General features: G+C 45.0%; 16 protein-coding genes, 1 pseudogene and 1 riboswitch. Of the genes and pseudogenes, 13 read left to right on the plus strand and 4 right to left on the minus strand.

What is annotated here, in order from left to right:
- The first annotated feature begins 8 nt into the window (after positions 1-8).
- From OH461_RS02760 to OH461_RS02775, 5 genes and pseudogenes are all read left to right on the plus strand, one after another.
- Positions 9-2351: a TonB-dependent receptor plug domain-containing protein gene (locus OH461_RS02760; protein ID WP_270019103.1), complete on the plus strand. Its 2343-nt coding sequence runs from the start codon at positions 9-11 to the stop codon at positions 2349-2351.
- A 90-nt stretch (positions 2352-2441) separates the two neighbouring features.
- The gene (locus OH461_RS02765) at positions 2442-4145 is read left to right on the plus strand and encodes an ABC transporter ATP-binding protein/permease (RefSeq protein ID WP_270019104.1); all 1704 of its coding nucleotides are present in this window, start codon (positions 2442-2444) and stop codon (positions 4143-4145) included.
- A complete protein-coding gene (locus OH461_RS02770) occupies positions 4142-6916 on the plus strand; it encodes a M16 family metallopeptidase (RefSeq protein ID WP_270019105.1) in 2775 nt (924 codons plus the stop codon). Before OH461_RS02765 ends, OH461_RS02770 begins: the two co-directional genes overlap by 4 nt.
- Before the next feature lie 238 nt (positions 6917-7154).
- Positions 7155-7520: pseudogene (locus tag OH461_RS20110) on the plus strand (DHH family phosphoesterase); the annotation flags it as partial.
- A gap of 3 nt (positions 7521-7523) precedes the next feature.
- A riboswitch (Fluoride riboswitch) is annotated at positions 7524-7582 on the plus strand.
- On the plus strand, positions 7566-8060 hold the full coding sequence (locus tag OH461_RS02775; protein ID WP_270019106.1) for a DHHA2 domain-containing protein: 495 nt from the start codon (positions 7566-7568) through the stop codon (positions 8058-8060). (Overlaps the previous riboswitch by 17 nt.)
- 147 nt (positions 8061-8207) lie before the next feature.
- On the opposite strand, the gene OH461_RS02780 is transcribed toward OH461_RS02775, so the two are convergent.
- From OH461_RS02780 to OH461_RS02790, 3 genes are read right to left on the minus strand one after another with little or no spacing between them, the layout of a single operon-like run.
- Positions 8208-8969: a peptidoglycan binding protein CsiV gene (locus OH461_RS02780; RefSeq protein ID WP_270019107.1), complete on the minus strand. Its 762-nt coding sequence runs from the start codon at positions 8967-8969 to the stop codon at positions 8208-8210.
- Between the two features lie 37 nt (positions 8970-9006).
- Positions 9007-12483, minus strand: a complete 3477-nt coding sequence (gene mfd, locus OH461_RS02785; RefSeq protein WP_270019108.1) for a transcription-repair coupling factor — start codon at positions 12481-12483, stop codon at positions 9007-9009.
- A 7-nt stretch (positions 12484-12490) separates the two neighbouring features.
- Entirely contained in the window at positions 12491-13057 is a 567-nt protein-coding gene (locus OH461_RS02790; protein ID WP_270019109.1) for a PilZ domain-containing protein, read from the minus strand.
- Positions 13058-13305: 248 nt separating this feature from the next.
- On the opposite strand from OH461_RS02790, the gene lolC reads away from it, so the two are divergent.
- From lolC to lolE, 3 genes are read left to right on the plus strand one after another with little or no spacing between them, the layout of a single operon-like run.
- Entirely contained in the window at positions 13306-14508 is a 1203-nt protein-coding gene (lolC, locus tag OH461_RS02795) for a lipoprotein-releasing ABC transporter permease subunit LolC (RefSeq protein WP_270019110.1), read from the plus strand.
- On the plus strand, positions 14501-15187 hold the full coding sequence (gene lolD, locus OH461_RS02800) for a lipoprotein-releasing ABC transporter ATP-binding protein LolD (protein ID WP_270019111.1): 687 nt from the start codon (positions 14501-14503) through the stop codon (positions 15185-15187). Before lolC ends, lolD begins: the two co-directional genes overlap by 8 nt.
- On the plus strand, positions 15188-16432 hold the full coding sequence (gene lolE, locus OH461_RS02805) for a lipoprotein-releasing ABC transporter permease subunit LolE (protein ID WP_270019112.1): 1245 nt from the start codon (positions 15188-15190) through the stop codon (positions 16430-16432).
- A gap of 179 nt (positions 16433-16611) precedes the next feature.
- On the opposite strand, the gene OH461_RS02810 is transcribed toward lolE, so the two are convergent.
- On the minus strand, positions 16612-17121 hold the full coding sequence (locus tag OH461_RS02810) for a DUF2062 domain-containing protein (protein ID WP_270019113.1): 510 nt from the start codon (positions 17119-17121) through the stop codon (positions 16612-16614).
- Positions 17122-17204: 83 nt separating this feature from the next.
- On the opposite strand from OH461_RS02810, the gene OH461_RS02815 reads away from it, so the two are divergent.
- The 5 genes from OH461_RS02815 to kdsB are packed head-to-tail and all read left to right on the plus strand — an operon-like array spanning position 17205 to position 23129.
- Positions 17205-19430, plus strand: a complete 2226-nt coding sequence (locus OH461_RS02815) for a DNA internalization-related competence protein ComEC/Rec2 (RefSeq protein WP_270019848.1) — start codon at positions 17205-17207, stop codon at positions 19428-19430.
- 31 nt (positions 19431-19461) lie between these two features.
- Entirely contained in the window at positions 19462-21213 is a 1752-nt protein-coding gene (gene msbA / locus OH461_RS02820) for a lipid A ABC transporter ATP-binding protein/permease MsbA (protein WP_270019114.1), read from the plus strand.
- 2 nt (positions 21214-21215) lie between these two features.
- Positions 21216-22223, plus strand: coding sequence for a tetraacyldisaccharide 4'-kinase (gene lpxK / locus OH461_RS02825; protein WP_270019115.1), 1008 nt, complete (start codon positions 21216-21218; stop codon positions 22221-22223).
- Positions 22204-22383, plus strand: coding sequence for a Trm112 family protein (locus tag OH461_RS02830; protein WP_270019116.1), 180 nt, complete (start codon positions 22204-22206; stop codon positions 22381-22383). The genes lpxK and OH461_RS02830 overlap by 20 nt, the downstream gene beginning before the upstream one ends.
- Positions 22383-23129: a 3-deoxy-manno-octulosonate cytidylyltransferase gene (gene kdsB / locus OH461_RS02835; protein WP_270019117.1), complete on the plus strand. Its 747-nt coding sequence runs from the start codon at positions 22383-22385 to the stop codon at positions 23127-23129. Before OH461_RS02830 ends, kdsB begins: the two co-directional genes overlap by 1 nt.
- Positions 23130-23136: the final 7 nt, after the last annotated feature.

Consider the following 23136-nt stretch of genomic DNA (forward strand, 5'->3'; position numbering starts at 1 on the left):
TACAAATCATGAGCCATTTACAACCTTCTATTCTTTCTCTTTGCGTGGCTGCTGTTTTGTCACCAGTAGTGGTACAAGCGGAAACGACGAACCAAACTGAATCTACCAATGCGGCTACGGTTGTCGTTACTGATAAACGTGATGACCAGCTTTCGTCGAAACAAACTATTGATTCTGAACAAATCGAATCGACACCATCAGGCAACGGTAACCTGAGCGATTACATAAAAATGAATCCGAGCGTTCGCTTGTCTCAAAGTAATGCCGATGGCTTTAAAGCTGGTGAGATTAAGCCTGAATCTGTTCAAATTAACGGTGCTGATGCATCGCAAACGGCGTATTTGATTGATGGTATCAATGTCAACAATGATCTCGATCCAGAGCAAACGTTTTTTGATGGCGCAATGAAGACGATTCCTGGCTCAAGTTCAGAACAAGCTTATTACTTAGATGCCAATTTACTCCAAGGTATCGAGATATATAGCAGTAATGTACCGGCCAAATTCGGTGGATTTACTGGTGGTGCAGTGGTTGCTGAAACTCGCCAGTACGACGGTAATGACGGGGTTCAAGCTCGTTATCGTACCACTCGCTCTTCATGGGCATCGATGCAAGTTGATGAGCACATTAAAAGTCACGTCGATAGTAAAGTTCCGAATGGCTCTGATGCTGAATTTCAGCCGAACTACGGCAAAGATTTCTATTCGATAGCGGTTCAAAAGGGCCTGACTGACGAGATTGGTATGGTGATTGGATTTAGTCGCCGAGAGTCAGCCATTGAGCAAACACGAATGATTTCTAAAGAGGGGGCGACAGATAAACAAGATCACACTCGCTTATCAGATAACTGGCTGGCGAACTTTAATTGGACTCCGGATGTGAATCGTACATTAGAAGTGGGTTTTCGTTATTCGGACTATCAAGAAGGCAAATACTTTGCTGATAACATTGATAGCAACTCAACAGATTCGCATTCCGCCTATGGTACAACAGTTCGCTGGAATCAGTATCTAGGTAACGGCTGGCTAACCGCCACTGCGGCGTATGACAATATTTTTGACTCAACTGAAACCAATTCAAATTACGTAGAGTTTCGCAACGATCTTTCTACCGATATGGCGTTCGAAACGGGCGGTCATGGTGATAGTCAGCTAACGCAGCAGAATTACAATTACGCATTGGATTACGCCTTAGATACGTTGCAGTTTGGCCAAACTGACCACCGTGTCTCTATGGGAGCGTCTTACCAGAAAACTGATTTTGATTTTAGTCGTGATAAAGAGAGCAAGAAGCGCAATATCATTGAGATGAGCGATTTTGATTACGTGCTCTTGGATGAAACTTCGGTTATCCGCGCGGGCAATATCCATACTGGCTATAGTAATTATGCACTTTATCTAGACGACTCAATTACGTGGGGAGATTTTACATTCAGACCGGGTGTAAGGTACGACCGCGATGACTACTTGGACAACAATAACGTCGCGTCGCGTTTTGCTGCTAGTTGGACTGTAATGCCAACAACTAGACTGAATTTGGGCTTAAACCGTTATTACGGTCGTTCATTTGCCGGAATGAAGCTTGCGGGTGAAATTTTAAAACTCAATGATGATCATACGCGTAACTATGCAGAAATTGAGGGACTTAAAACGCCTCATGCTGATGAACTGATGCTCGGTGTTGATCATAATTTCAGTCAGTTCACTATGACCGCACGTTATGTGAAACGCAAAAACAAAGACTCAATCAAATCTCGTCAGTTTGATATTGGCGGAAATAAAGTTGATGTGTTTGCCAACATGGATGATTTCAATGTTGATATTTACACTCTTCAACTGAGCAATACAGTGCCATTTGCTGTAGGACCAACTTATTGGAACAGTTCCGTTGGTGCGGATTATTTGGTGTCAGATCGCTCAGATATCGATAAAAGATTGGATCCGAACGAGTTAGTTTACCTCGATGGTGAACAGATGAAGTATTCAGAGATGGAGCAAAAAATTAATAGCAGCACCGAAGAATGGGTGGTGCGAGTTAACTTGGATATGCAAGTTCCAGAATACGATTTGAATTGGTCAAACCAAGTCTTTATTAAAGCGCCAACCAAAGGTTATGAGCACGTAGAAGATAACTTTTACAAGAGTTACAACTTCGGCTCACATACTCAGTGGGACAGCCGTCTACGCTGGCAGCCAACCATCTATGGTGCTCACGATGTTTATGTTCAGTTTGATGTCCTTAACGTGCTAAACCAAGTCCGTAAAACGGCAATCAAAGGTGGTGTTGACTCTGAATACGGTCTTTACACTCCTGGTCGTCAATTCTGGCTAGAACTTGGTTACCAGTTCTAAGCGCGTGAATTTCTAATAAATAAAATTACGGGTATTTCTCAGCAATCAGTGGCGCTAAGCGACTGATTGCTTTTTCGTTTGTAGGTATTTATGTCAAACCCAAATTTACTCGCCTTGCGAGACAAACGTTTCATGCATCAGGTGTGGGCGTTAACCAAACCTTACTGGGCTAGCAATGAAAAAAGTGTCGCGTGGGCACTATTGCTCAGCGTGGTTGCGCTCAATTATCTGATTGTCGAAGTCGCGGTACTTTACAGTAATTGGAACCGAGATTTCTTTAACCTGATGCAAAACGAAGAGTGGCACAATTTCTGGTCAATGTTGGCAACGTTCGTTGTCATCATGGGCGGCTATACCATTGTTGATTTAGCCGAAGAGTATTTGAGGCGAACATTGCGTATTCGTTGGCGTCGTTGGCTAACTCATACTTACCTAAGCCACTGGATGGGTGGGCAGCGCCTTTATCGTCATCAGCTCGCTTACCCAAACAGTGATAACCCCGATCAGCGTATCTCGCAGGATATTCGCGACTTCTGCGACCAAACATTGTCAATGGGGTTGGGGCTGCTGAGAACGATAACGAGCTTGTTCTCATTCACCATTATTTTATGGAACTTATCTGGCAGTTTAGAGTTTGAGTTTGCCGGCAGTCAGTGGGTTATTCCGGGTTATATGGTTTGGGTTGCGATTGTTTACTCAGTCATCGGAACATGGCTAACGCACAAAATTGCTAAACGACTTATCCCACTTAACTTTGAACAAGAAAAGAGCGAAGCAGACTTTCGTTTCCACCTAATGCGAGTGCGCGAGCACGCTGAGTCTATCGCTTTGCAACGTGGCGAAGAGGCAGAAAACCTGCGTACTCAACAGTTGTTTAACAAGATTTGGCATAACTGGCAGCACCTAACCGGAATGAAACTGAAGTATGGTGCGTTCAACAGTGGTTATAACGAAATAGCCCGTATTTTCCCTTATTTAGTGGCGTCGCCACGCTTGATGAGTGGGGCATTACAGCTAGGTGACATGATGCAAACCGCTACGGGTTTTTATCGTGTGCAAGAAGCGTTCAGTTGGTTTGTGGACTCTTATGAATCAGTCGCTGACTGGAAAGCAGTAACGGACCGTTTGATAACCTTTGAGACTCAGTTAGAGACATTGCCTGAGCAAAGCGATATCGGTGTGTCGGATAATCCGATGTGGTCGAATTTCACTTTATACACTCCGAGCTACAAAGATCTCTTGAAGCATCAAAATGGTGAAATTACTACCTCGACCGTTATTAAAGGTAAATCAGGCAGCGGCAAAACCACTTTATTTAGAGCGTTTGCAGGTGTGTGGCCTTATCACACAGGGCAGGTTTCAATGCCAGCACAAGACGATTGCATGTTTGTACCACAAAAGCCTTATTTGCCGAATGCGAGCTTGAAACAAGTACTTATTTATCCAAAACAAGAGTTTGATGGTGCACACCAAGAACTGGTGGAGGCGCTTCATCTTGCTGAACTGCCAGAGCTAGTTGAAGAGCTCGACAGTATCAGCAATTGGCAACAAAGATTATCTGGTGGTGAGCTACAAAAGATCATGTTGGCTAAATGTTTAGTCAATAAACCTAAGTGGCTGTTTTTAGATGAGTCTTTGTCCGCATTGGACCCAGAGAGTTACGCTCAGATGAAACAAGTGATCGCCGAGCAATTACACGCGACTCGTGTCGTAGAAATTACTCACAAAGAACAAGCGACCGCTCAATCTGAGTTGGTATTAAATTCAAAAATACAAGCAATATTAAACGCATGAAGAACTATAAAATTGCATTGCTAAGTCTTGTGATTGGCTTAGCGGGTTGTAAGAGCATACAACAACAAAACCTTCCGACAGATCTGACTTTCGATCCTCAAGTGATGACTGGAGAGTTAGATAATGGCTTCAAGTACTACATTGCAGATAACAAAACTCCAGAAGATCGAGTATATATCCGCTTCGTGGTTAACGCTGGTTCGATGAACGAAGATGATGATCAGCGCGGTGTTGCCCATATTGTTGAGCATATGGCATTTAACGGTACTAAAAACTATCCGGGCAACCAAGTGATCTCTGAGCTCGAAAAAGCGGGAATGAAGTTTGGCGCAGACATCAACGCATTCACTGACTTTGAGAACACGGTCTATACCTTAAATTTGCCGAGTAATGATGAGAAGACCATTGATCTTGCACTAGATATCGTAACCGATTGGGCGGGTAACGTGACTATGCTGAAAGGTGATTTGGATGCCGAGCGAGGAATTGTGCTTGAAGAGTGGCGCGCTCGACTTGGGCCTATGTTGCGTCTAGGTGATAAGAAAAGTGCGATCGAGATGGCAGGCTCTCGCTATGTTGAACGCGACCCGATTGGTGACCCAAAGACCATAAAAACCGTTTCTAAGTATCGAGTGGCCGATTTTTATCACCGTTGGTATCGCCCCGATAATATGTCCATCGTGGTGGTTGGTGATATTGATGAGCAGCTCATTCTAAACAAAGTACAACAAAGACTTTCGGCCCAAGCTAAGCCTGAAAGAGAGCTAGAAAGTGTCGATTACAGTATTCCATTAAAAAAACATTGGCGAACGGCCAGCGTGAGCGAGCCGGGTATTTCAACGCCGTCAGTCGAGCTCAGTTTTTTCTCTGACTTTGAGCCGGAAAATACCGTTGCCAGATATCGTCAAGATTTAGTTAGCCAAATTGCGACGCGTTTGTTGAATGTTCGTCTTCAACGTTGGGAGCAAAACGACGAGCATTCGATCAGCTCGGCCAACTTCTATTCGTCTAACTTAGGTCGTGAAACTAGCCAATCTGTGTTTTCACTGCAACTTTCACAGCCGGATTATCAAGACGCTACTCAGCAGCTATTCGATTTTATCGCTCAAGCACAACAGCATGGCTTTAGTGATGCTGAAGTGAAAGGAGAGATAAAACGTCTGCAACGATTGGTTGAATCAAGCAAAGATGACAAGCAATACAGTATTGATTTAGCGGGTGATTTGATGATGTCTGCGGCAAGTGGACAATGGTTGATTAACCCTGAAGATCAATATCGTTTGAATCAACAACTGCTTAGCTTGATTACGAGCGAAGAAGTGAATCAGCAGTTTAAAGCTATATTTGAGCCCCAATCTCGCTTGCTCCTGACTACCTATCCAACCAATGAAGAGCAGCATGCATTACCTGTTAATCACGTTGAGTCGTGGTGGAACAACTCAATGGCTAAGTCGCAACCTAAGTGGTCTATTGATGAGAATAGCGCTCAATTACCTATTTTGGATTTAACATCAGGCACGGTTAAGAAAGAGAAGCAATGGGCGAAATATCGTCTTACTGAGTATCGCTTAAGCAATGGTAGTAAGTTGATTTATCGCTACAGTGATAGCAATCCTGGTCAGGTTCATTTTAAAGCGCTGACCAAGGGTGGCTTACGTTCTATCCCCGCAGAGGATTACCATAAATTGCGTATGGCAACATACCTTGTCGATGAAACCGGTGTGGGTGAATTGCCACTGCAAGATCTGCAAACCATCTTTAGAGGTAACCCCGTAGTGATGTCGACGTTGATGGGCAATTACCAACAAGGTTTCTCTGGTTGGGCGAAGACAGACAGTTTGAGCAAAATGTTCACTCTGTTCCACCTAAAACTAGGGCAGAACCTTGTATCAGAAAAAGCACTGAACCAATACCGAGTTGAAGAAAGACAAGTGGGGTTAGATGCTGAAGATGAGTTTGTTCGTGACGTATCAGAACTGCGCTATCCAGGTATTGAAACGGTCTATAGTGAAAACAGTGATGTAGTAGAGACGATTAGTGCAGAAGAGCTTTCAGATGTGTACCAGCACTATGTGGCGGATAAAACAGATTTTACTTACTTCATCGTAGGTGATATTGCACCGCGCGAGTTAGAAACGTTAGCAGAAAAATACCTCGCATCAGTGCCAGTTCGTCAGCAAGAGCGTGAGCCAACAATGATAAAAGCGCATTCGCCGCAGCAGCGATTTGCCGCTAAAACATCATTAGAGCCGAGAGCAGAAGTTGAGCTTTACCTCACCATGGATAGCCAGTGGAGACCAGACAACGCTTATTATTTAGAAATGGGTGGTGAGCTAGTACAAGAGCAACTGCGTTTAAAATTACGTGAGCAAGCGTCAGGTATTTACAGTGTATCTAGCTGGTTCTGGCAAGATGCAGACTCTGTTCAAGCGGAAGGTCGAATTCAATTTTCATGTGCACCTGAACGGGTTGATGAGCTGCTTGCTTTAACTCATCAAGTATTAGAGCAAGTGTCTAAACAGGGCGTAGATGGTGAAGCTCTGGTGAATAAACGTATTCAACGTCAAGACCAAATGGATCGTTATATTCGTTCTGACTTGGGCATGTTAGATGCACTTGAAAAGAGCTACATGCTGGTTGATAGCCCAGATTTAGTTCGCTCAGGCATTGTCGCTAATGAGAAAGCGACCAAAGCATCGGTTGATGCGGTGATATTGCCTTTCTTGCGAAATGCTCAAGCCTTTGAAGCGGTATTAATGCCTAAGCAATAAAACAAGATAGCTATATAACAAAAGCTCTCAAATACCCGTTTGAGGGCTTTTTGTTTTTATGGGATGAATATTGTCGATAAATCTTCGTCTGAAAATAAGAAAATGATTGCATCAAATATAGAGTGGTTACAGTTTTCTTATTTCTAACCAATGACAAATTTTTTAAATCAGGTAAAGTAACGGCCTTTGTGAGTAAATGCCTTTTAAGAGGCGAAATAAGCTTTAAGTAGGAAGAAAGATGATTCTAGTTGTAGGTCACAAAAACCCAGACAGTGATAGTATTTGTAGTGCATTAGTAGCAACTGAGCTACTAAAAGCTCGTGGCGTTGAAGCAATGCCAATCCGTCAAGGCGAAATCAACCGCGAAACTCAGCACATCCTAGAAGTTGCTGGCGCAGAAACGCCGGAACTACGCACTTCTGTAGCTGGTGAGAAAATTTGGCTAGTAGACTACTCAGATCTAGCTCAAGCACCAGATGACGTGGCTGAAGCTGAAATCCTAGGTATCGTTGACCACCACCGTCTAGGTGACGTGATGACAGTGAACCCAATGGAAGCTTGGATCTGGCCTGTTGGTTGTACAAACACAGTACTATTCGGCATGTTTAAGATTGAAGGTCATGAAATCACTCCTCAAATCGCTAAGCTGATGATGTCTGCAATTCTGTCTGACACAGTAGGCTTCGCGTCTCCAACTTGTACGCAAAAAGACAAAGATGCAGTGGCTGAGCTTGCTGAAATCGCAGGCGTAACGGACGTAGATACGTTCATCAAAGATCTTCTAATCGCGAAAACAAACATCGAAGGTCTATCAGCAGCTGAACTTGTAGAGAAAGACCTAAAAGGTTACCCATTCAACGGTCGTGACGTTGTTGTTGGTCAAGTTGAGCTTGCAACATTAGAGCAAGTTGACGGCATGATTGAAGAGCTTGACGCTGACCTTGAACGTCGTTGTAACGAAGAAGGCCTAGCATTTGCTGCTGTAATGCTAACTGATATCACTACAGCGCAAACTCGTCTACTGTACAAAGGTGAGTGGGCAGAGAAGCTAGTTAAGCATGAGAAAGATGGCATGCTGATGATGGAAAATACGCTAAGCCGTAAGAAGCAAGGCTGGCCATGGCTACAAAACGAGCTAGTGTAATTAGCTAACGTTGATTAAGATTTAATGCCCCAGTTGCTATACAGCAACTGGGGCTTTTTTGTAGACGTTTTAATGGCGGAAAGTATTAGTACAAAAAAAGCCTGATAGGGTTATCAGGCTTTTTAGATTGTGGGTTTGACGTCGTGATTATTGTACGCGGCGCACTTGAATGATCATGCCCATAAGAGGGTGGTCAAGGAAGTGAGTTTCACTACTACGCATACGACGCTTTTGATCCATGCGGTAGCTTTTCAGAAACTCTTCCTTATGCACTGTTGGGGTTACTTCAGTCATGAAACCGGATTGCACAGTATTGTTAGCATTGTCGATATCGCTAATGGTGATTTCACGGTCTTCCAACGTCACGTCTCGCACACTCGGCGCTTTAATATCAAGTTCTACATCAGCATATAAGTAGTGCTCAACATAGACTTGGAACTTGCCATCCAGTTCAAACAGTGGGCCAGGGATTGATTGCTCTGTCACACCATCAATTACAGACTCGTTCACAGAGCCTTTTTGAGAACCATCACGGTTAAATTGTGCTGAGTAGTCTTTGCCACCAGTAATGCGGAAAACTGGCGCAGATAGACGACCTCGGTCACCTTGACGCCATGCTTTATGCATTAACACTTGAAAGCCTGCGTGGTTACGCAGTTTCTGAGCTTGATTGGTTAGTCGGTAACTAGAATGCGGAAGCATCCATGCCCCTTTACGAGAGCGATAGTTTGCATCACTAAAGCTTCCCACGTTGGTCATATCAATGCTTGGTAACGTGTTTGGCCAAGACTCAGTTGTCTGCTCGGCATCCACTGCACGTTTAAAAATGATCACTTCTATATCAAATTGTCGCGCAGCCCAACTTGGCATCGCAACAAAGAAGAGTAGCAGTGGGATCAGATTTTTCATTACAACTCCGTATCGGGGTGACTTACACCCGTAATGTTTACTTTTGCTTTGGTAATAAATTCTGTTGGAATTCGTCCAACATGTCACTAACAAACTGAATTCGTTTACGTCTATCTACTAATGGTATCGCAAACTTGAACTTAGTTGGTCCATCCATTGCAAATTTTTGAGGCTGAGATTGTAGCAGTTTCACTAGGAACATTGGGTTAATTTCAGCATCTGGGTAGAACTCAATATATCCACCTTTGTCATGAGCTTCTATCTTTTTCACCTTTAACTGCGCTGCATCGAGTTTTAACTCAGCAACAGACAGTAAGTTTTTGGTTGCATCAGGTAGAAGACCAAAGCGGTCAATCAGTTCAATTTTCAGTTGATTCAGTTCTTCAAGGTCATCAACACTTGCAATTTGCTTGTACATTGACAGCCTAGTGTTGATGTCAGGAATATAATCATCAGGTAGCAGTGCTGGCAAGCGCATTTCGACTTCAGTTTGCTCTCTGAGTAGATCATCTAGTGATGGCTCTTTACCTTCTTTAAGAGCTTCAACGGCTTGTTCGAGCATTTCCATATAGAGCGTAAAGCCCACCGATTGAATTTGTCCGCTTTGCTCATCACCGAGCAGTTCACCCGCCCCTCGAATTTCTAAGTCGTGGGTCGCAAGGGTAAACCCTGCGCCTAAATCTTCCAGAGATGCGATGGCATCTAAACGTTTGATGGCATCTTTTGTCATTGCCTTTGGATGAGGCGTTAACAGATACGCATAGGCTTGGTGGTGCGAACGACCTACACGGCCACGCAATTGGTGTAGTTGCGCTAAGCCAAGGTGGTCTGCTCTATCCATAATGATGGTATTTGCTGTCGGGACATCGATACCCGTTTCAATAATGGTGGTACAAACGAGTAAGTTAAAACGCTGGTGATAGAAATCATTCATCACGCGCTCTAGTTCACGTTCGCGCATTTGGCCATGCGCAACGGTAACGCGAGCTTCTGGAATAAGTTTTTCTAAGTCAGCGGCAACTTTCTCTATGGTTTCTACTTGATTGTGCAAGAAGTAGACCTGACCACCACGCATAATTTCACGCAGTACTGCTTCACGCACTACCGCATCGTCTCGCTGACGAACAAAGGTTTTAATGGCTAAGCGTCTCGCTGGTGGTGTCGCAATAATCGACAGATCACGCATACCACTCATCGCCATGTTTAATGTACGCGGAATAGGGGTCGCAGTAAGCGTAAGGATATCGACATCCGCACGCATCGCTTTCATCTTTTCTTTTTGACGGACACCAAAACGGTGTTCTTCATCGACAATCAGTAGACCAAGATCTTTAAATTTAATGTCGCTAGAAAGTAGCTTATGAGTACCAACGATAATATCGACTTTGCCGTCTTCAATATCTTGTAGTACTTGCTTTTGTTCTTTTGCGCTCTTAAAGCGAGAAAGCACTTCAACTCGAATCGGTAAGTTAGCGAAACGGTCGCGGAAGTTTTCGAAGTGTTGCTGCGCGAGTAGGGTAGTCGGCACCAGCACTGCGGTTTGCTTGCCGTTATCGGTCGCGACAAAGGCTGCGCGCATCGCTACTTCTGTTTTACCAAAGCCAACGTCACCACAGACTAGGCGATCCATTGCTTTCGCTTGGCACATGTCTGACAGCACAGCATTAATCGCCATCGCTTGGTCGTCGGTTTCTTCAAATGGGAAACCTGCTTTGAAAGTGGCATATTGGCCGCGGTCTAGGGCGAACTTATGGCCGGGTTTTAGCTCGCGTTTGGCGTAAACATCGAGCAGTTCTGCTGCCACGTCTCGAACTTTTTCTGCCGCGCGGCGACGAGCTTTCGCCCAAGCTTCACCACCAAGCTTATGTAGTGGTGCGCTCTCTTCTGCGCCACCCGAATAACGGCTAATCAAATTCAGTGAAGCAACAGGTACGTAGAGTTTGGCGTCGTTTTGATATTCAAGCGTGACGTATTCTGTCGTCATGCCGCCAGCTTCGAGCGTTTGTAAGCCAATGTAGCGACCGATACCGTGGTCGATATGGACTACGGGTTGCCCCGGTTTAAGCTCCGCTAAGTTGCGGATGACTGCATCGCTATTGGTGGTCTTACGATCCTTGCGACGGCGTTGAATAACGCGATCGCCGAGCAAATCGCTTTCACAGATGAGTGCAATCTCGACCTCATCGCTACTTTGTCCGTAGAGGAAGCCATGCTCAGCCGCCCCGAGCACTAAAGTGAATTTCTCTTTATGCTCTAACGCTGCACAAAAATCTTCACATTCGATAGGGCGTAATTTGATGCGTTGTAACAGCTCTAGTAACGCTTCGCGACGACCTTCTGATTCAACAGAGAAGATAATCTTGCCAGTGTAACTTTCACTAAACTGACGCAGAGCCGCCATTGGCTCTTTATTTTGATGTTGGACCGCAAGCTCTGGCAGAGCATGAATATTTGCATTTACCCGTCCGGACTTTTCCGTTAGCGGTTCAATGTTGAGTTGAGCTTGTGGGAAGGTTTTCAGGTGTGAAAACAGTTCATCTTTTTTAAGCCACAATTCATGCGGTGGTAGCAGCGGTCGAAGCGGATCGACTTTACGTTGGTCATAACGGTAATCGACGTCAGCTAGGAAGGTATCAATCGCCGATTCAATATCGCCAAAAGTGATCAATTGACTCTGCTCTGGAAGGTAGTCGAATAGCGTTTCCGTTTGTTCAAAAAACAGGGGCTGCCAATATTCGATTCCCGCAGGCCAAGTGCCTTTGGTCACTTGCATGTAGACAGATTCAGGCTCGCGGCGTGCTTCAAAGCGCTGGCGCCAACGAATACGAAAATCTTCGATAGCCGCTTCTGAGGTTGGGAACTCATGCGCGGGCAGTAGACGTATCTCTTTTACATCTTCAATAGAGCGCTGGTTTTCTGGGTCGAAGGTTCGGATTGTATCGATTTCATCATCAAAAAAATCGATGCGGAATGGGGCATGGGAACCCATTGGGAACAAATCAATAATTGACCCACGGCTTGCATATTCACCCGGACCAAACACTTGATCGACATGGCGGTAGCCGGATTTCTCTAGTTGAATTCTCAGCTTTTCAAGCGAGTAGAGATCGCCCGCTTTCACCATCAGGGTATGCTGAAGAAGGAAATCACGCGGTGATTGGCGTTGTAAAAGCGTACTTATCGGTACAATGGTAATGCCATTCGCTTGCGTAGGCAGCTGATATAAGCGTGCGATACGTTCAGAGATAATCTCTTGATGAGGTGAAAAGTTATCGTAAGGTAGAGTTTCCCAGTCTGGAAACAGCGCGACCTCATGTTGAGTAAACTGTTCGATCTCTTGTTGTAATTTTAAAGCTGATTGAGGGTCAGGCGTTGCCAATAGCGTATGGCCAGAGTGTTGTTCAGCGAGTTCGGCAATAGCGAGCGCAAGCGATGCACCAGTAAGGTTTCCGACCTGTTTTTTGTCACCAGCACCTTGCGGATTAACCAGTGACAGTAAAGATGGTTTAGACATGATGATTTTATTTTTCGCGATTGAGCGAGCGTTGTCGTAATAATTTTTGTTGTTGATACAGCGCAGCTTTGATCAATAAATCTTGGTCTTGGTCGCGCAGTAGTTCGTATTTGATTGAGATGATGGTCTCGTCGTTATCCACCTGAGTGTCGAATACAACACCATAGCAATAGATCGCAGCAGCAGGGTGGTCTAAGAATAGTTTAACTCGCACTTTTTGGCCTTGTTCTAAACCTTGCGCACTTTTATAGCTAAACTGGCTAGCACCAAACGAAGTGGTTTGGTGGCGGAAATCAGGGTTGTCTTGCTGCGACAACATGAAGGTCAATAAAAGGTTGAGCTTAGAGTTTTGGGTATCAAGCAACTGAATCACATGTTTGAAGTCATTGCTTTTTAGCTCAGCACGAGCCGCGTCATTGAGTTGGTCTAAAGAACTAAACTCACTGGCAACGATAAAGGGTGCAGGTATCTCGTCTTGGAAGTCATCTAACGATGGGATACAAAAATCGTCAGCCAAAGGTTCGACATTGACGGTCAACTGGTGGTGTACAGTGAAGTATTCTTGGTCTGACATGCAACTTTTCCTTTTATTAACACTCTGATTATCGTCATACTTTACAACTAATCAAGCGATACGCCTTTTGTTACGGTGATTTGCTACCTAGCTTCCGGATTGAGCTCAATAATCGCTCGTTTAAACGTCGTAAGGTTTAAAGGTTGTCTTTCATCACCTATTTTTGACCACTTATTAGCAATTTAGGGCTATAAGCGCTCTCGATTAATAGGTACAGTAGTCGCTATTACAAGTTTCTGGTTTTGTTTATGTTTCATCCTGTCAGTACCTTTATCGGGTTGCGCTATTTACGTGGCCGCTCTGGTGATAGGTTCAGCCGTTTTGTCTCTTATATGTCGACAGCGGGTATTACTATCGGCGTTATGTCATTAATTACGGTGTTATCTGTAATGAATGGCTTTGAAGCTCAACTAAAAGGGCGAATTTTGGGTGTATTGCCGCAGGCTGTTGTTTCGCAGCAGGGTGGTACGCCAGCAGAGGCGCAAGCCCCAGAGTTTCTTCAGCAGCTTTCCTCTAAAGCGCCAGAGCCGATTGTGCGCAGTGAGGCTGTGATTCAAAGTTCCCAACAATTGGCCGCCGGTTTATTGATTGGTATTGACCCAAGTGAAGACGATCCCATTCAACAACACCTTATTGCAGGTTATCTAGATAATTTGCAAGCAGGTAAATATCGAGTATTGCTTGGCAGCACGCTTGCGCGTTCATTAGATGTTGGACCCGGTGATAAAGTGCGCTTGATGGTAACCAGTGCTAGTCAATTTACCCCATTAGGGCGAATGCCGAGCCAGCGTCTGTTTACGGTTGCGGGCATTTATAACACTGGTTCTGATGTCGATAGCCAGTTAATGATTACCCACATTGATGATGCTGCGCGATTAGGGCGATTAAAACGCGATACCATCAGCGGTTGGCGTCTGTTTTTTGATGACCCGTTTGTCGTGGCTGAGCTTAGCCAAAATACGCTGCCTCAAGGCTGGCAGTGGAGCGATTGGCGTGAACAGCGCGGAGAGCTTTTCCAAGCAGTACGAATGGAAAAGAACATGATGGGACTGATGCTAGGTCTGATTGTGGGTGTTGCTGCGTTCAATATCATTTCTGCACTCATCATGGTGGTAATGGAAAAACAAGCTGAGGTGGCGATTCTTAAAACCCAAGGTATGACTGATCGTCAAATATTGACCATCTTCATGGTACAAGGTGCGAGCAGTGGTGTAATTGGCTCTTTATTTGGTGGCGCTTTAGGCGTATTGCTAGCGAGTAACTTAAATTCGCTGCTAGAGAGTGCTGGCATTGCTTTGTTTGCCGTAGGCGGCTCGCTACCAGTTGCGATTAATCCTGTACAAATTTTCGTTGTAGTGACATTGGCGGTGATGCTTAGCCTACTCGCAACGTTATTCCCTTCTTACCGAGCATCTTCCGTAAAACCAGCTGAGGCTTTGAGATATGAGTGATTTATTACAGTGTCAAAACGTGTGTAAAACCTACCACGATGGTGCATTAGACACTCAGGTCTTAAAAGGGGTGAGTTTTGATCTTAAGGCTGGAGAGTTAGTCTCGATTATCGGGACATCAGGTTCGGGTAAAAGTACGCTATTACATATTTTGGGGGCGTTAGACGATGCCACCGAGGGTAATGTTACCTTCTTAGGCCAAGAGCTTTCAAAGCTTAGCTCCAACAAGCAGGCGAACTTGCGTAATAAGCACCTTGGTTTCGTTTATCAGTTTCACCACCTTTTGGCTGATTTCAGTGCATTAGAAAACGTCGCGATGCCGCTGCTGATCGGTGGCATGAAAGTAGTGAAAGCTAAACAGAAAGCGCAGGCATTACTTGAGAAGGTAGGGCTTGCTCACCGTATTGATCATCGTCCGTCAGAACTGTCTGGTGGTGAACGTCAGCGTGTTGCCATTGCAAGAGCCTTAGTCAACAGCCCGGATTTGGTATTGGCCGATGAGCCAACCGGTAACCTTGATCATAAGACGGCATTGGCGATTTACGACTTAATGCGTGAGTTAAATCGCGAGTCTGGTACCGCATTCTTAGTCGTGACTCATGATGGCGAGCTGGCGGCTAAGATGGATCGTCAGCTTCATATGCAAGATGGTCTATTGGTTAATGTGGAGGGCGAGTAAGTGTTTTCCTCGTTAGCTCTTTATATTGGTGGCCGTTTTAGCCGCGCAAAGCAGCGCAATAAAATGGTTTCCTTCATCTCGCTCTCATCTACCATTGGTATCGCGGTCGGTGTTGCTGTGATTATTATTGGTTTATCGGCAATGAATGGTTTTGAGCGAGAGCTTAAAGATCGCGTTTTATCCGTTATTTCTCATGGTGAGCTACGAGGTATTCATGGGCCTTTGCAAGATTGGCCAGAGTTGGTTGAGCACGCAGAGAAGCATCACTCAGTTGAAGCATCCGCGCCTTATGTAAAGTTCACTGCGTTAGCAGAGAAAGGTCAACAGCTGAAAGCGATAGAAGTACGTGGGGTCGAGCCAAGTTTAGAGGCACGAGTTTCAAACCTGAGCAAGTTTATTGACCCAAGCGTTTGGCAGAACTTTCATGCTGGTGAGCAGCAAACTATTTTGGGGAGTGGTGTTGCTAACACTCTAGGGGTGAAGGCGGGGGATTACATAAGCTTGATGATTCCTACCGCCGGTAACACCAGTAAGGTGCAAGCGCCGAGACGGGTAAGAGTTAAAGTCGCTGGTTTACTGACTTTGAATGGTCAAATCGATCATAACCTCGCGTTGTTGCCTCTTGCTGATGCACAAACGTATGCAAGGATTGGTGATGGTGTAACGGGTATCGCGCTTCGAGTCGATGATGTGTTCAATGCAACTCAAGTCGTACGTGAAGTCGGCAATACCTTTTCTCTCCCTCTGTATATCAATTATTGGCAGCAGAAGTATGGATTTCTTCATCGCGATATTCAGCTGGTAAGAACCATTATTTATTTGGTGATGGTATTAGTGATTGGCGTGGCAAGTTTCAACATTGTGTCCACTTTGATGATGGCAGTAAAAGACCGCGCTGGCGAAATCGCCATATTGCGCACAATGGGAGCGACTGACGGTCTTGTTAAGCGTATTTTTGTATGGCAGGGCGTCTTTTCTGGCGTGTTGGGCAGCGTAATTGGTAGTGGTTTAGGCGTGATTGTGGCGTTGAATCTGACGAGTTTGATCAAAATGCTTGAAAGCGCCGTGGGCCATCAGTTTCTTTCGGGTGATATTTACTTTGTGGATTTCTTGCCATCGCAAGTTTTTGCAACGGATGTGCTGTTAGTCTCTGGTACTGCAATTGTACTGAGTCTACTTGCGACTTGGTATCCAGCCTCTAGAGCAAGCAAGCTTAACCCTGCTTCAGTGCTGAGTGCCAAATAGTAAGAACAATCAACACAGGTATTGGCTTGATTGGGAAAACAAGTGCTCAGTCAGGATAGCGAAAAAGAAAAAAGGACCGAAAGGTCCTTTTTTCATACTTGTTCAACAGTCAAGTTGCTAATCGGTGTTTTGTCGCTTTAAGTATGGGGCTTTTTACGCCAACTCATCGACATAACGTTTTATCTTAGACGACGTTTTTGCCAACTACGCACAACTGAATAACGCCACAATCCTTTGATACCAAAATAGCCGAACATCGCAAAGCTTACGCCGCAGATTAAACAGCCGAGTAAGAATGGAGGCCCAATGGTTGCCATTTGGCTAAGGATGAAATCCCAAGACAGCTCGAAATGAAAAGCTTGAGGAGGGACGTGCATTACCCATGCGCCGACTTTGTAAGCAAAGTAGAACAATACTGGCATGGTAATGGGGTTACTTATCCAAACCAATGCAACAGATAACGGTAAGTTTACACCGCATATAATGGCGAGCCCCGCAGCCATTATCATTTGGCTTGGAAGTGGAACAAAAGACATAAAGAGGCCGACCGCAAAAGCGCCGGCTGCAGAACGTCGATTAAGGCACCATAAGTTCGGGTTATAAAGTACGTTGCCAAAAATCTTTAATGCCTTTTGACGCTTGATCGTCTCATGGTTAGGCATAAAGCGTTTGATGAATTTTCTTGGCATAGGGAAATATGGCTCTCTTATTTAACTATTGGACGCTCTTTTCGTTTGCGCTTGTTATCATTACTTCAGCTTACTGGCCACTGATGCCTAACGGGAATTGGCTTTTATTTTGCCTATTATGGTTATTCGTTAGTGTTCAGTTTAGAAGACTTCAGTGGGGTTGGGGTGTCATTGCCGCGTTGTTTATTGTCATTGTGCATGGAAACCTAATTCGCCACCAAATAGATACCCTTTATCGAGCAGGCCAGAATCTTACCATAAATGCTGAAGTTGACAGTCTTTTTAAACCAATAAATCGCGGCTTTCAAGGCATTGTCGAGGTTAAATCCATTAATGGCCAAAGATTAAGCTATTTCTCTCAGTCGAAAGTGAAATTAGTGAGTCCTACTCCGCTCAAGTTGGGCGATGAAATCATCGCTCATGTCAGGTTGAAACCCATTATTGGTGTGATGAATGAGGTTGGGTTTGATTTAGAGAAATATTCAATAAGTCAGCGGGTTGTCGCAAACTCGTATGTACTGGCTTCTCGTTCAATGGCGGTGGTGAGCCGTTATTCATACCACCAACATCTTCATGATCTCGTGCTGAACTTAACGGATGACTTAGATAGTCAACCTTTGATGATGGCATTGACGTTTGCCGATCGAAGTTTACTTTCCAATGCCTTGTGGCAGCAATTAACTCATAGTGGATTAAGCCATCTTATTGCCATTTCTGGTTTACACATTGGTATTGCGTTTTTTATTGGTTGGTCGGCAGGTTTAATGTTACTGCGAGTCGGATTGAAATGGCCAAATTGTGGCTATTTGATTGGTTTCAGTTGCGCGTTGGGGTACGCGTGGTTGGCTGGGTTTGGTATCACCACTGTGCGCGCTTTAATCATGCTTAGCTTGGTGATGAGTTTCTCATTGCTGCGCATTCATACTCGTTCAAGTTACAAATGGCTTTTGATGATCGCCTTAGTATTAGTGGTTGATCCGTTTGCTATCTATTCGGTTAGCTTTTGGTTTTCAATTTATGCGGTAGGTGTGATTTTTTGGTTACTTGCGAAAAAAACACAGGCGCATTCATTGTGGATGCGAGCGGTGTGGATTCAGTTTGGTTTAGTGGCAGCAATGTTGCCGGTAAGTGCGTATTTTTTCCATGGCTTATCACTTGGGGGATTTGTTTATAACCTCGTTTTTGTACCTTGGTTTAGTTTTGTTGTCGTCCCTTTAATATTTATTGCTCTATTCATAACTTTGCTTGTTGGAGAAGCCAGCATAGATACGTGGTATTGGGTCGAGCTCAGCCTAAGACCTGTCGATTACGCTCTACAATACGCCCAGATGAACTGGGTGAATATATCGAGTGAACACCTCCTTCTTGCTATTGGCGTTTGTGCTTTGATTACCGTTTCATACAAAGTAGGAAAAAGGTCGCTGGTATTGTGGTTGTTATGCTTGAAGTATGCTGTTATGCAAGGAGATGGCTCGAACTTACCCAACGAAACTACTCGTGGCTTGGCTGAAAAAGGCTTGATGCAAACTCAATGGCGACTGGATGTGCTTGATGTTGGGCATGGGTTGTCGGTATTAGTGCAACAAGGTGGAGAGTTTATGCTGTATGACACTGGAGCGAGTTGGCCTGCAGGAAGCTATGTCGATAGTGTGGTTTCTCCGCTACTGACCAAACGAGGTACACGCAGTCTCAATCCGCTGATAATCAGTCATTTCGATAATGATCATGCAGGTGGTTTAAATAGTTTGACGCGAGATTGGTCGATACAAAAGCTGATATCAAGTCAAAAGATTGAACAACGGAACTTTGATGAGTGTCTTCAGGGTAAACGGTGGCAATGGGGGCAACTAGAGTTAACCGCGTTATGGCCGCCCAAAGTAGTGAGCCGTGCTTATAATCCTCAATCTTGTGTGATTCGAATTGACGACAAATTACATGGTCACTCGGTGCTGCTGTCGGGGGATATTGAATCTATCGCCGAGTGGATGTTAGTGCGTAAGCCTGATCGTTTGAACGTGGATGTGTTACTTGTGCCGCATCATGGCAGTCGGACGTCTTCATCGAAAGCTTTTATAGATGCCGTTAATCCCCAAATTGCGATTGCTTCCAGTTCGTTTCAAGGTCGATGGGCGCTACCTGATGAACGTGTCGTTCAACGATATGTTGATTCAGGCGCAATCTGGTATGACACCGGTGAAGATGGGCAAATCTCTATCTTATATCGAGGAAAAAATCGCCAAGTGGCAACCTTGAGGGCTTTGAAAGGGAGGGCATGGTATAGGCAGATGCTGCGTAAGCGAGTAGAATAGGAAGATTAATGTAAAAGAATAAAGCAATTCTATGTCTCTGAATCAAGATGAAACTACGATGCAAACCTTTAAACGCTTGTGGGCTTACATTCGCCAATACAAGCTAGGTTTGGCCGTAGCTGTTGTTGCACTGGTTATTAACGCAATCGCCGATACTTACATGGTATCGCTACTTAAACCGCTCCTTGATGAAGGTTTCGGTAATGCGGAATCTAATTTCCTTCGTATTTTACCTGCCATTATTTTTGGCATGATGGTACTCCGTGGGTTGAGTGGCTTTGTCTCTTCTTACTGTTTGAGCTGGGTGTCTGGCAACGTGGTGATGTTGATGCGCCGCCGAATCTTCAGCCAGTTCATGCACATGCCAGTCTCTTACTTTGATAAAGAGTCGACTGGTGGCCTTCTTTCCCGTATTACTTACGATTCAGAGCAGGTAGCCGGTGCAACCAGTCGTGCATTGGTGAGCATTGTGCGTGAAGGTGCGAGCATCGTCGGTCTTCTTGTTCTAATGTTTTGGAACAGTTGGGAACTCTCCTTGGTACTTATCGTAGTAGCGCCACTTGTCGCGTGGGCAATTGGTGTGGTTTCAAAGCGTTTCCGTAAGATTTCTAAAAATATGCAAGACACTATGGGCCATGTAACTTCTTCAGCTGAGCAGATGTTAAAAGGTCATAAAGTGGTATTGAGTTATGGTGGCCAAGAAGTAGAACGTCAACGGTTTGATGTTGTGAGTAACCAAATGCGTCAACAATCGATGAAGCTTGTCGCGGCACAGGCGATTGCCAATCCAGTGATTCAAATCATCGCATCGATTGCTCTAGTCACAGTCCTATTTTTAGCCAGTGTTGATTCTATTCGTGAGACGTTGACTCCAGGTACGTTTACGGTTGTATTCTCAGCCATGTTTGGTTTGATGCGCCCGCTGAAAGCGTTAACTAACGTTACGTCAGAGTTCCAGCGCGGTATGGCGGCAAGCCAAACGTTATTTGCTTTGATGGACTTAGAAACCGAACAAGACAATGGTAAGTTCCAAGCCGACACTGTTCGCGGTGACGTATCAGTGAAAGAAGTTATATTCAGTTATGAAGGCAAAGAGAAACCTGCGCTTTCCAATGTCTCGTTTGATATACCACAAGGTAAAACGGTAGCGTTAGTGGGGCGTTCTGGTTCAGGTAAGAGTACCATCGCGAACTTATTTACACGTTTTTATGATGTGGATTCAGGTTCAATCAGCTTAGATGGTCGTGATATTCGGGACTACGCGCTGACTAATCTGCGCAGTCACTTTGCGTTAGTATCGCAAAACGTACATTTGTTTAACGATACTATCGCGAACAACATCGCTTATGCTGCGGCTGATGAGTATTCTCGCGAGCAAATCGAACACGCTGCTCGTTTAGCTCATGCGATGGACTTTATTAATAGTACTCCTGATGGCTTAGATACCATGATTGGTGAAAATGGTGCTAGCCTATCTGGTGGTCAACGTCAACGTATTGCGATTGCGCGTGCATTGCTGCGTGATGCGCCAGTACTTATCTTAGATGAGGCAACATCGGCACTCGATACCGAATCAGAAAAAGCGATTCAAGCGGCATTAGATGAGCTTCAAAAAGATAAGACAGTATTGGTGATTGCTCACCGCCTATCAACGATTGAAAATGCGGATCAAATTCTGGTGATTGATGAAGGTGAAGTGATCGAGCGTGGTAACCACGTTGAGCTGATTGCTAAGCCAGAAGGTGCTTATGCGCAATTACATCGCATTCAATTTGGTGCTTAAGTTTGATTGAGAATCTTTGGTTTAAGCCATCACTGTTTCACTATTTGCTGTGGCCACTGTTTTGGCCACTAAGCAAGCTATTTGGTGTGATTAGCCGCTCTCGCCGCAGCCAATACCAGTCAGGAAAGAAAAGCGCTTATCGTGCCCCTGTCCCTGTGGTGGTTGTGGGCAATATTACTGCTGGTGGTAATGGCAAAACGCCAGTCGTTGTGTGGTTGGTTGAAATGTTGCAAGCGCAAGGCTATAAGCCGGGAGTGGTCTCTCGTGGTTATGGCGCAAAAGCGCCGCAATACCCATTGCTGGTGAACAGTGATACCTCCACTCAATATAGTGGTGATGAGCCAAAGCTGATTTTTGAACGCACGGGTGCGCCAGTGGCGGTTGACCCAATTCGCTCGCAAGCGGTGCAAGCGTTGCTCCCTTTAGGAGTAGACATCATCATTACCGATGATGGCTTGCAGCACTATGCGCTCGTGCGCGATATTGAATTTGCAGTGGTTGACGGCAAGCGCCGATTTGGTAATCAACAACTATTGCCGCTAGGGCCGCTGAGAGAAAGCGTAAGCCGTTTAACGGAAGTGGATTTTATCATCACCAACGGCGGTCATGCCGAGCAAGGTGAAATTGCGATGAGTTTGACGCCAAGCTTAGCGATTAACCTTAAAACAGGTGAGAAAGCTAGTGTTGATCAATTGCCCGATTTAGTCGCGATGGCGGGTATTGGTCATCCACCGAGATTTTTTAATACATTACAACAGCTTGGTGCGACGATGGCCCATACGCAAGGGTTCGCTGACCATCAAGATTTTGAACTATCGCAATTGGATGCCTTGGCTGAAAAAGGTCAACATCTTATTATGACTGAAAAGGATGCGGTTAAATGTGGGCATCAGGCGAAAGAAAACTGGTGGTATTTGCCAGTATCGGCGACTTTTGCTCCACTAGATGAACAGCGCATCTTAGACAGAATTAAACAAATAAAGGAACATTATGGATCACCGTCTGCTTGAAATCGTTGCTTGCCCTGTGTGTAAAGGCAAACTGACTTACGATAAAGATAAACAAGAGCTGATTTGTAAAGTCGATCGTCTGGCTTACCCAATCAAAGAGGGTATTCCAGTATTGCTTGAGCCAGAAGCGCGTCAAATGAGTATGGAAGAGGGACGATAATGTCTTTTACTGTTGTGATTCCTGCCCGTTACCAGTCAACTCGACTGCCGGGTAAACCGTTGGCTGATATCGGTGGTAAGCCGATGATCCAATGGGTGTATGAGCAAGCATTACAAGCAGGTGCTCAGCGCGTGATTATCGCGACCGATGACGAGCGTGTAGAACAATCAGCGCAAGCTTTCGGTGCGGATGTCTGCATGACATCTCCAGATCATGAGTCCGGTACTGAGCGCTTGGCTGAAGTGGTTAAACTCATGGCCATTCCTGATGATCACATTATCGTGAATGTTCAAGGTGACGAGCCACTTATTCCACCTTCTATTATTTCTCAAGTTGCGGATAATTTGGCAAATAGCCAAGCACCAATGGCGACACTGGGCGTCGAAATTGAGGAAGAAGCGGAAGTGTTTAACCCTAACGCGGTTAAAGTGGTCACTGACAAAGATGGTTATGCGATGTACTTTAGCCGTGCATCAATCCCATGGGATCGTGATAACTTTGGTGACAACAAAGTGGTTCAGCCATTACTTCGCCACATTGGTATTTATGCTTACCGCGCAGGTTTCATTAATACTTACATTAATTGGCAGCCAAGTGCGTTAGAAAAGATTGAGTGCTTAGAGCAATTACGTGTGCTTTGGTACGGAGAAAAGATTCATGTTGCGGTAGCGAAAGAAGCGCCAGCAGCAGGTGTCGACACACCAGAAGATCTTGAAGCAGTAAGAGCAATTATTGCTAGCAAATAATGCGCTA

This window comes from Vibrio sp. LaRot3, from assembly GCF_027587025.1.
Classification (GTDB): Bacteria; Pseudomonadota; Gammaproteobacteria; order Enterobacterales; family Vibrionaceae; genus Vibrio.

What these genes read in the sequence shown, in the direction of transcription:
- OH461_RS02760 (WP_270019103.1), top strand. Translation starts at nt 9, where the DNA reads ATGAGCCATTTACAACCTTCTATTCTTTCTCTTTGCGTGGCTGCTGTT.
- OH461_RS02765 (WP_270019104.1), top strand. Translation starts at nt 2,442, where the DNA reads ATGTCAAACCCAAATTTACTCGCCTTGCGAGACAAACGTTTCATGCAT.
- OH461_RS02770 (WP_270019105.1), top strand. Translation starts at nt 4,142, where the DNA reads ATGAAGAACTATAAAATTGCATTGCTAAGTCTTGTGATTGGCTTAGCG.
- OH461_RS02775 (WP_270019106.1), top strand. Translation starts at nt 7,566, where the DNA reads ATGATGTCTGCAATTCTGTCTGACACAGTAGGCTTCGCGTCTCCAACT.
- OH461_RS02780 (WP_270019107.1), bottom strand. Translation starts at nt 8,969, where the DNA reads ATGAAAAATCTGATCCCACTGCTACTCTTCTTTGTTGCGATGCCAAGT.
- mfd (WP_270019108.1), bottom strand. Translation starts at nt 12,483, where the DNA reads ATGTCTAAACCATCTTTACTGTCACTGGTTAATCCGCAAGGTGCTGGT.
- OH461_RS02790 (WP_270019109.1), bottom strand. Translation starts at nt 13,057, where the DNA reads ATGTCAGACCAAGAATACTTCACTGTACACCACCAGTTGACCGTCAAT.
- lolC (WP_270019110.1), top strand. Translation starts at nt 13,306, where the DNA reads ATGTTTCATCCTGTCAGTACCTTTATCGGGTTGCGCTATTTACGTGGC.
- lolD (WP_270019111.1), top strand. Translation starts at nt 14,501, where the DNA reads ATGAGTGATTTATTACAGTGTCAAAACGTGTGTAAAACCTACCACGAT.
- OH461_RS02810 (WP_270019113.1), bottom strand. Translation starts at nt 17,121, where the DNA reads ATGCCAAGAAAATTCATCAAACGCTTTATGCCTAACCATGAGACGATC.
- OH461_RS02815 (WP_270019848.1), top strand. Translation starts at nt 17,205, where the DNA reads ATGCCTAACGGGAATTGGCTTTTATTTTGCCTATTATGGTTATTCGTT.
- msbA (WP_270019114.1), top strand. Translation starts at nt 19,462, where the DNA reads ATGTCTCTGAATCAAGATGAAACTACGATGCAAACCTTTAAACGCTTG.
- OH461_RS02830 (WP_270019116.1), top strand. Translation starts at nt 22,204, where the DNA reads ATGGATCACCGTCTGCTTGAAATCGTTGCTTGCCCTGTGTGTAAAGGC.
- kdsB (WP_270019117.1), top strand. Translation starts at nt 22,383, where the DNA reads ATGTCTTTTACTGTTGTGATTCCTGCCCGTTACCAGTCAACTCGACTG.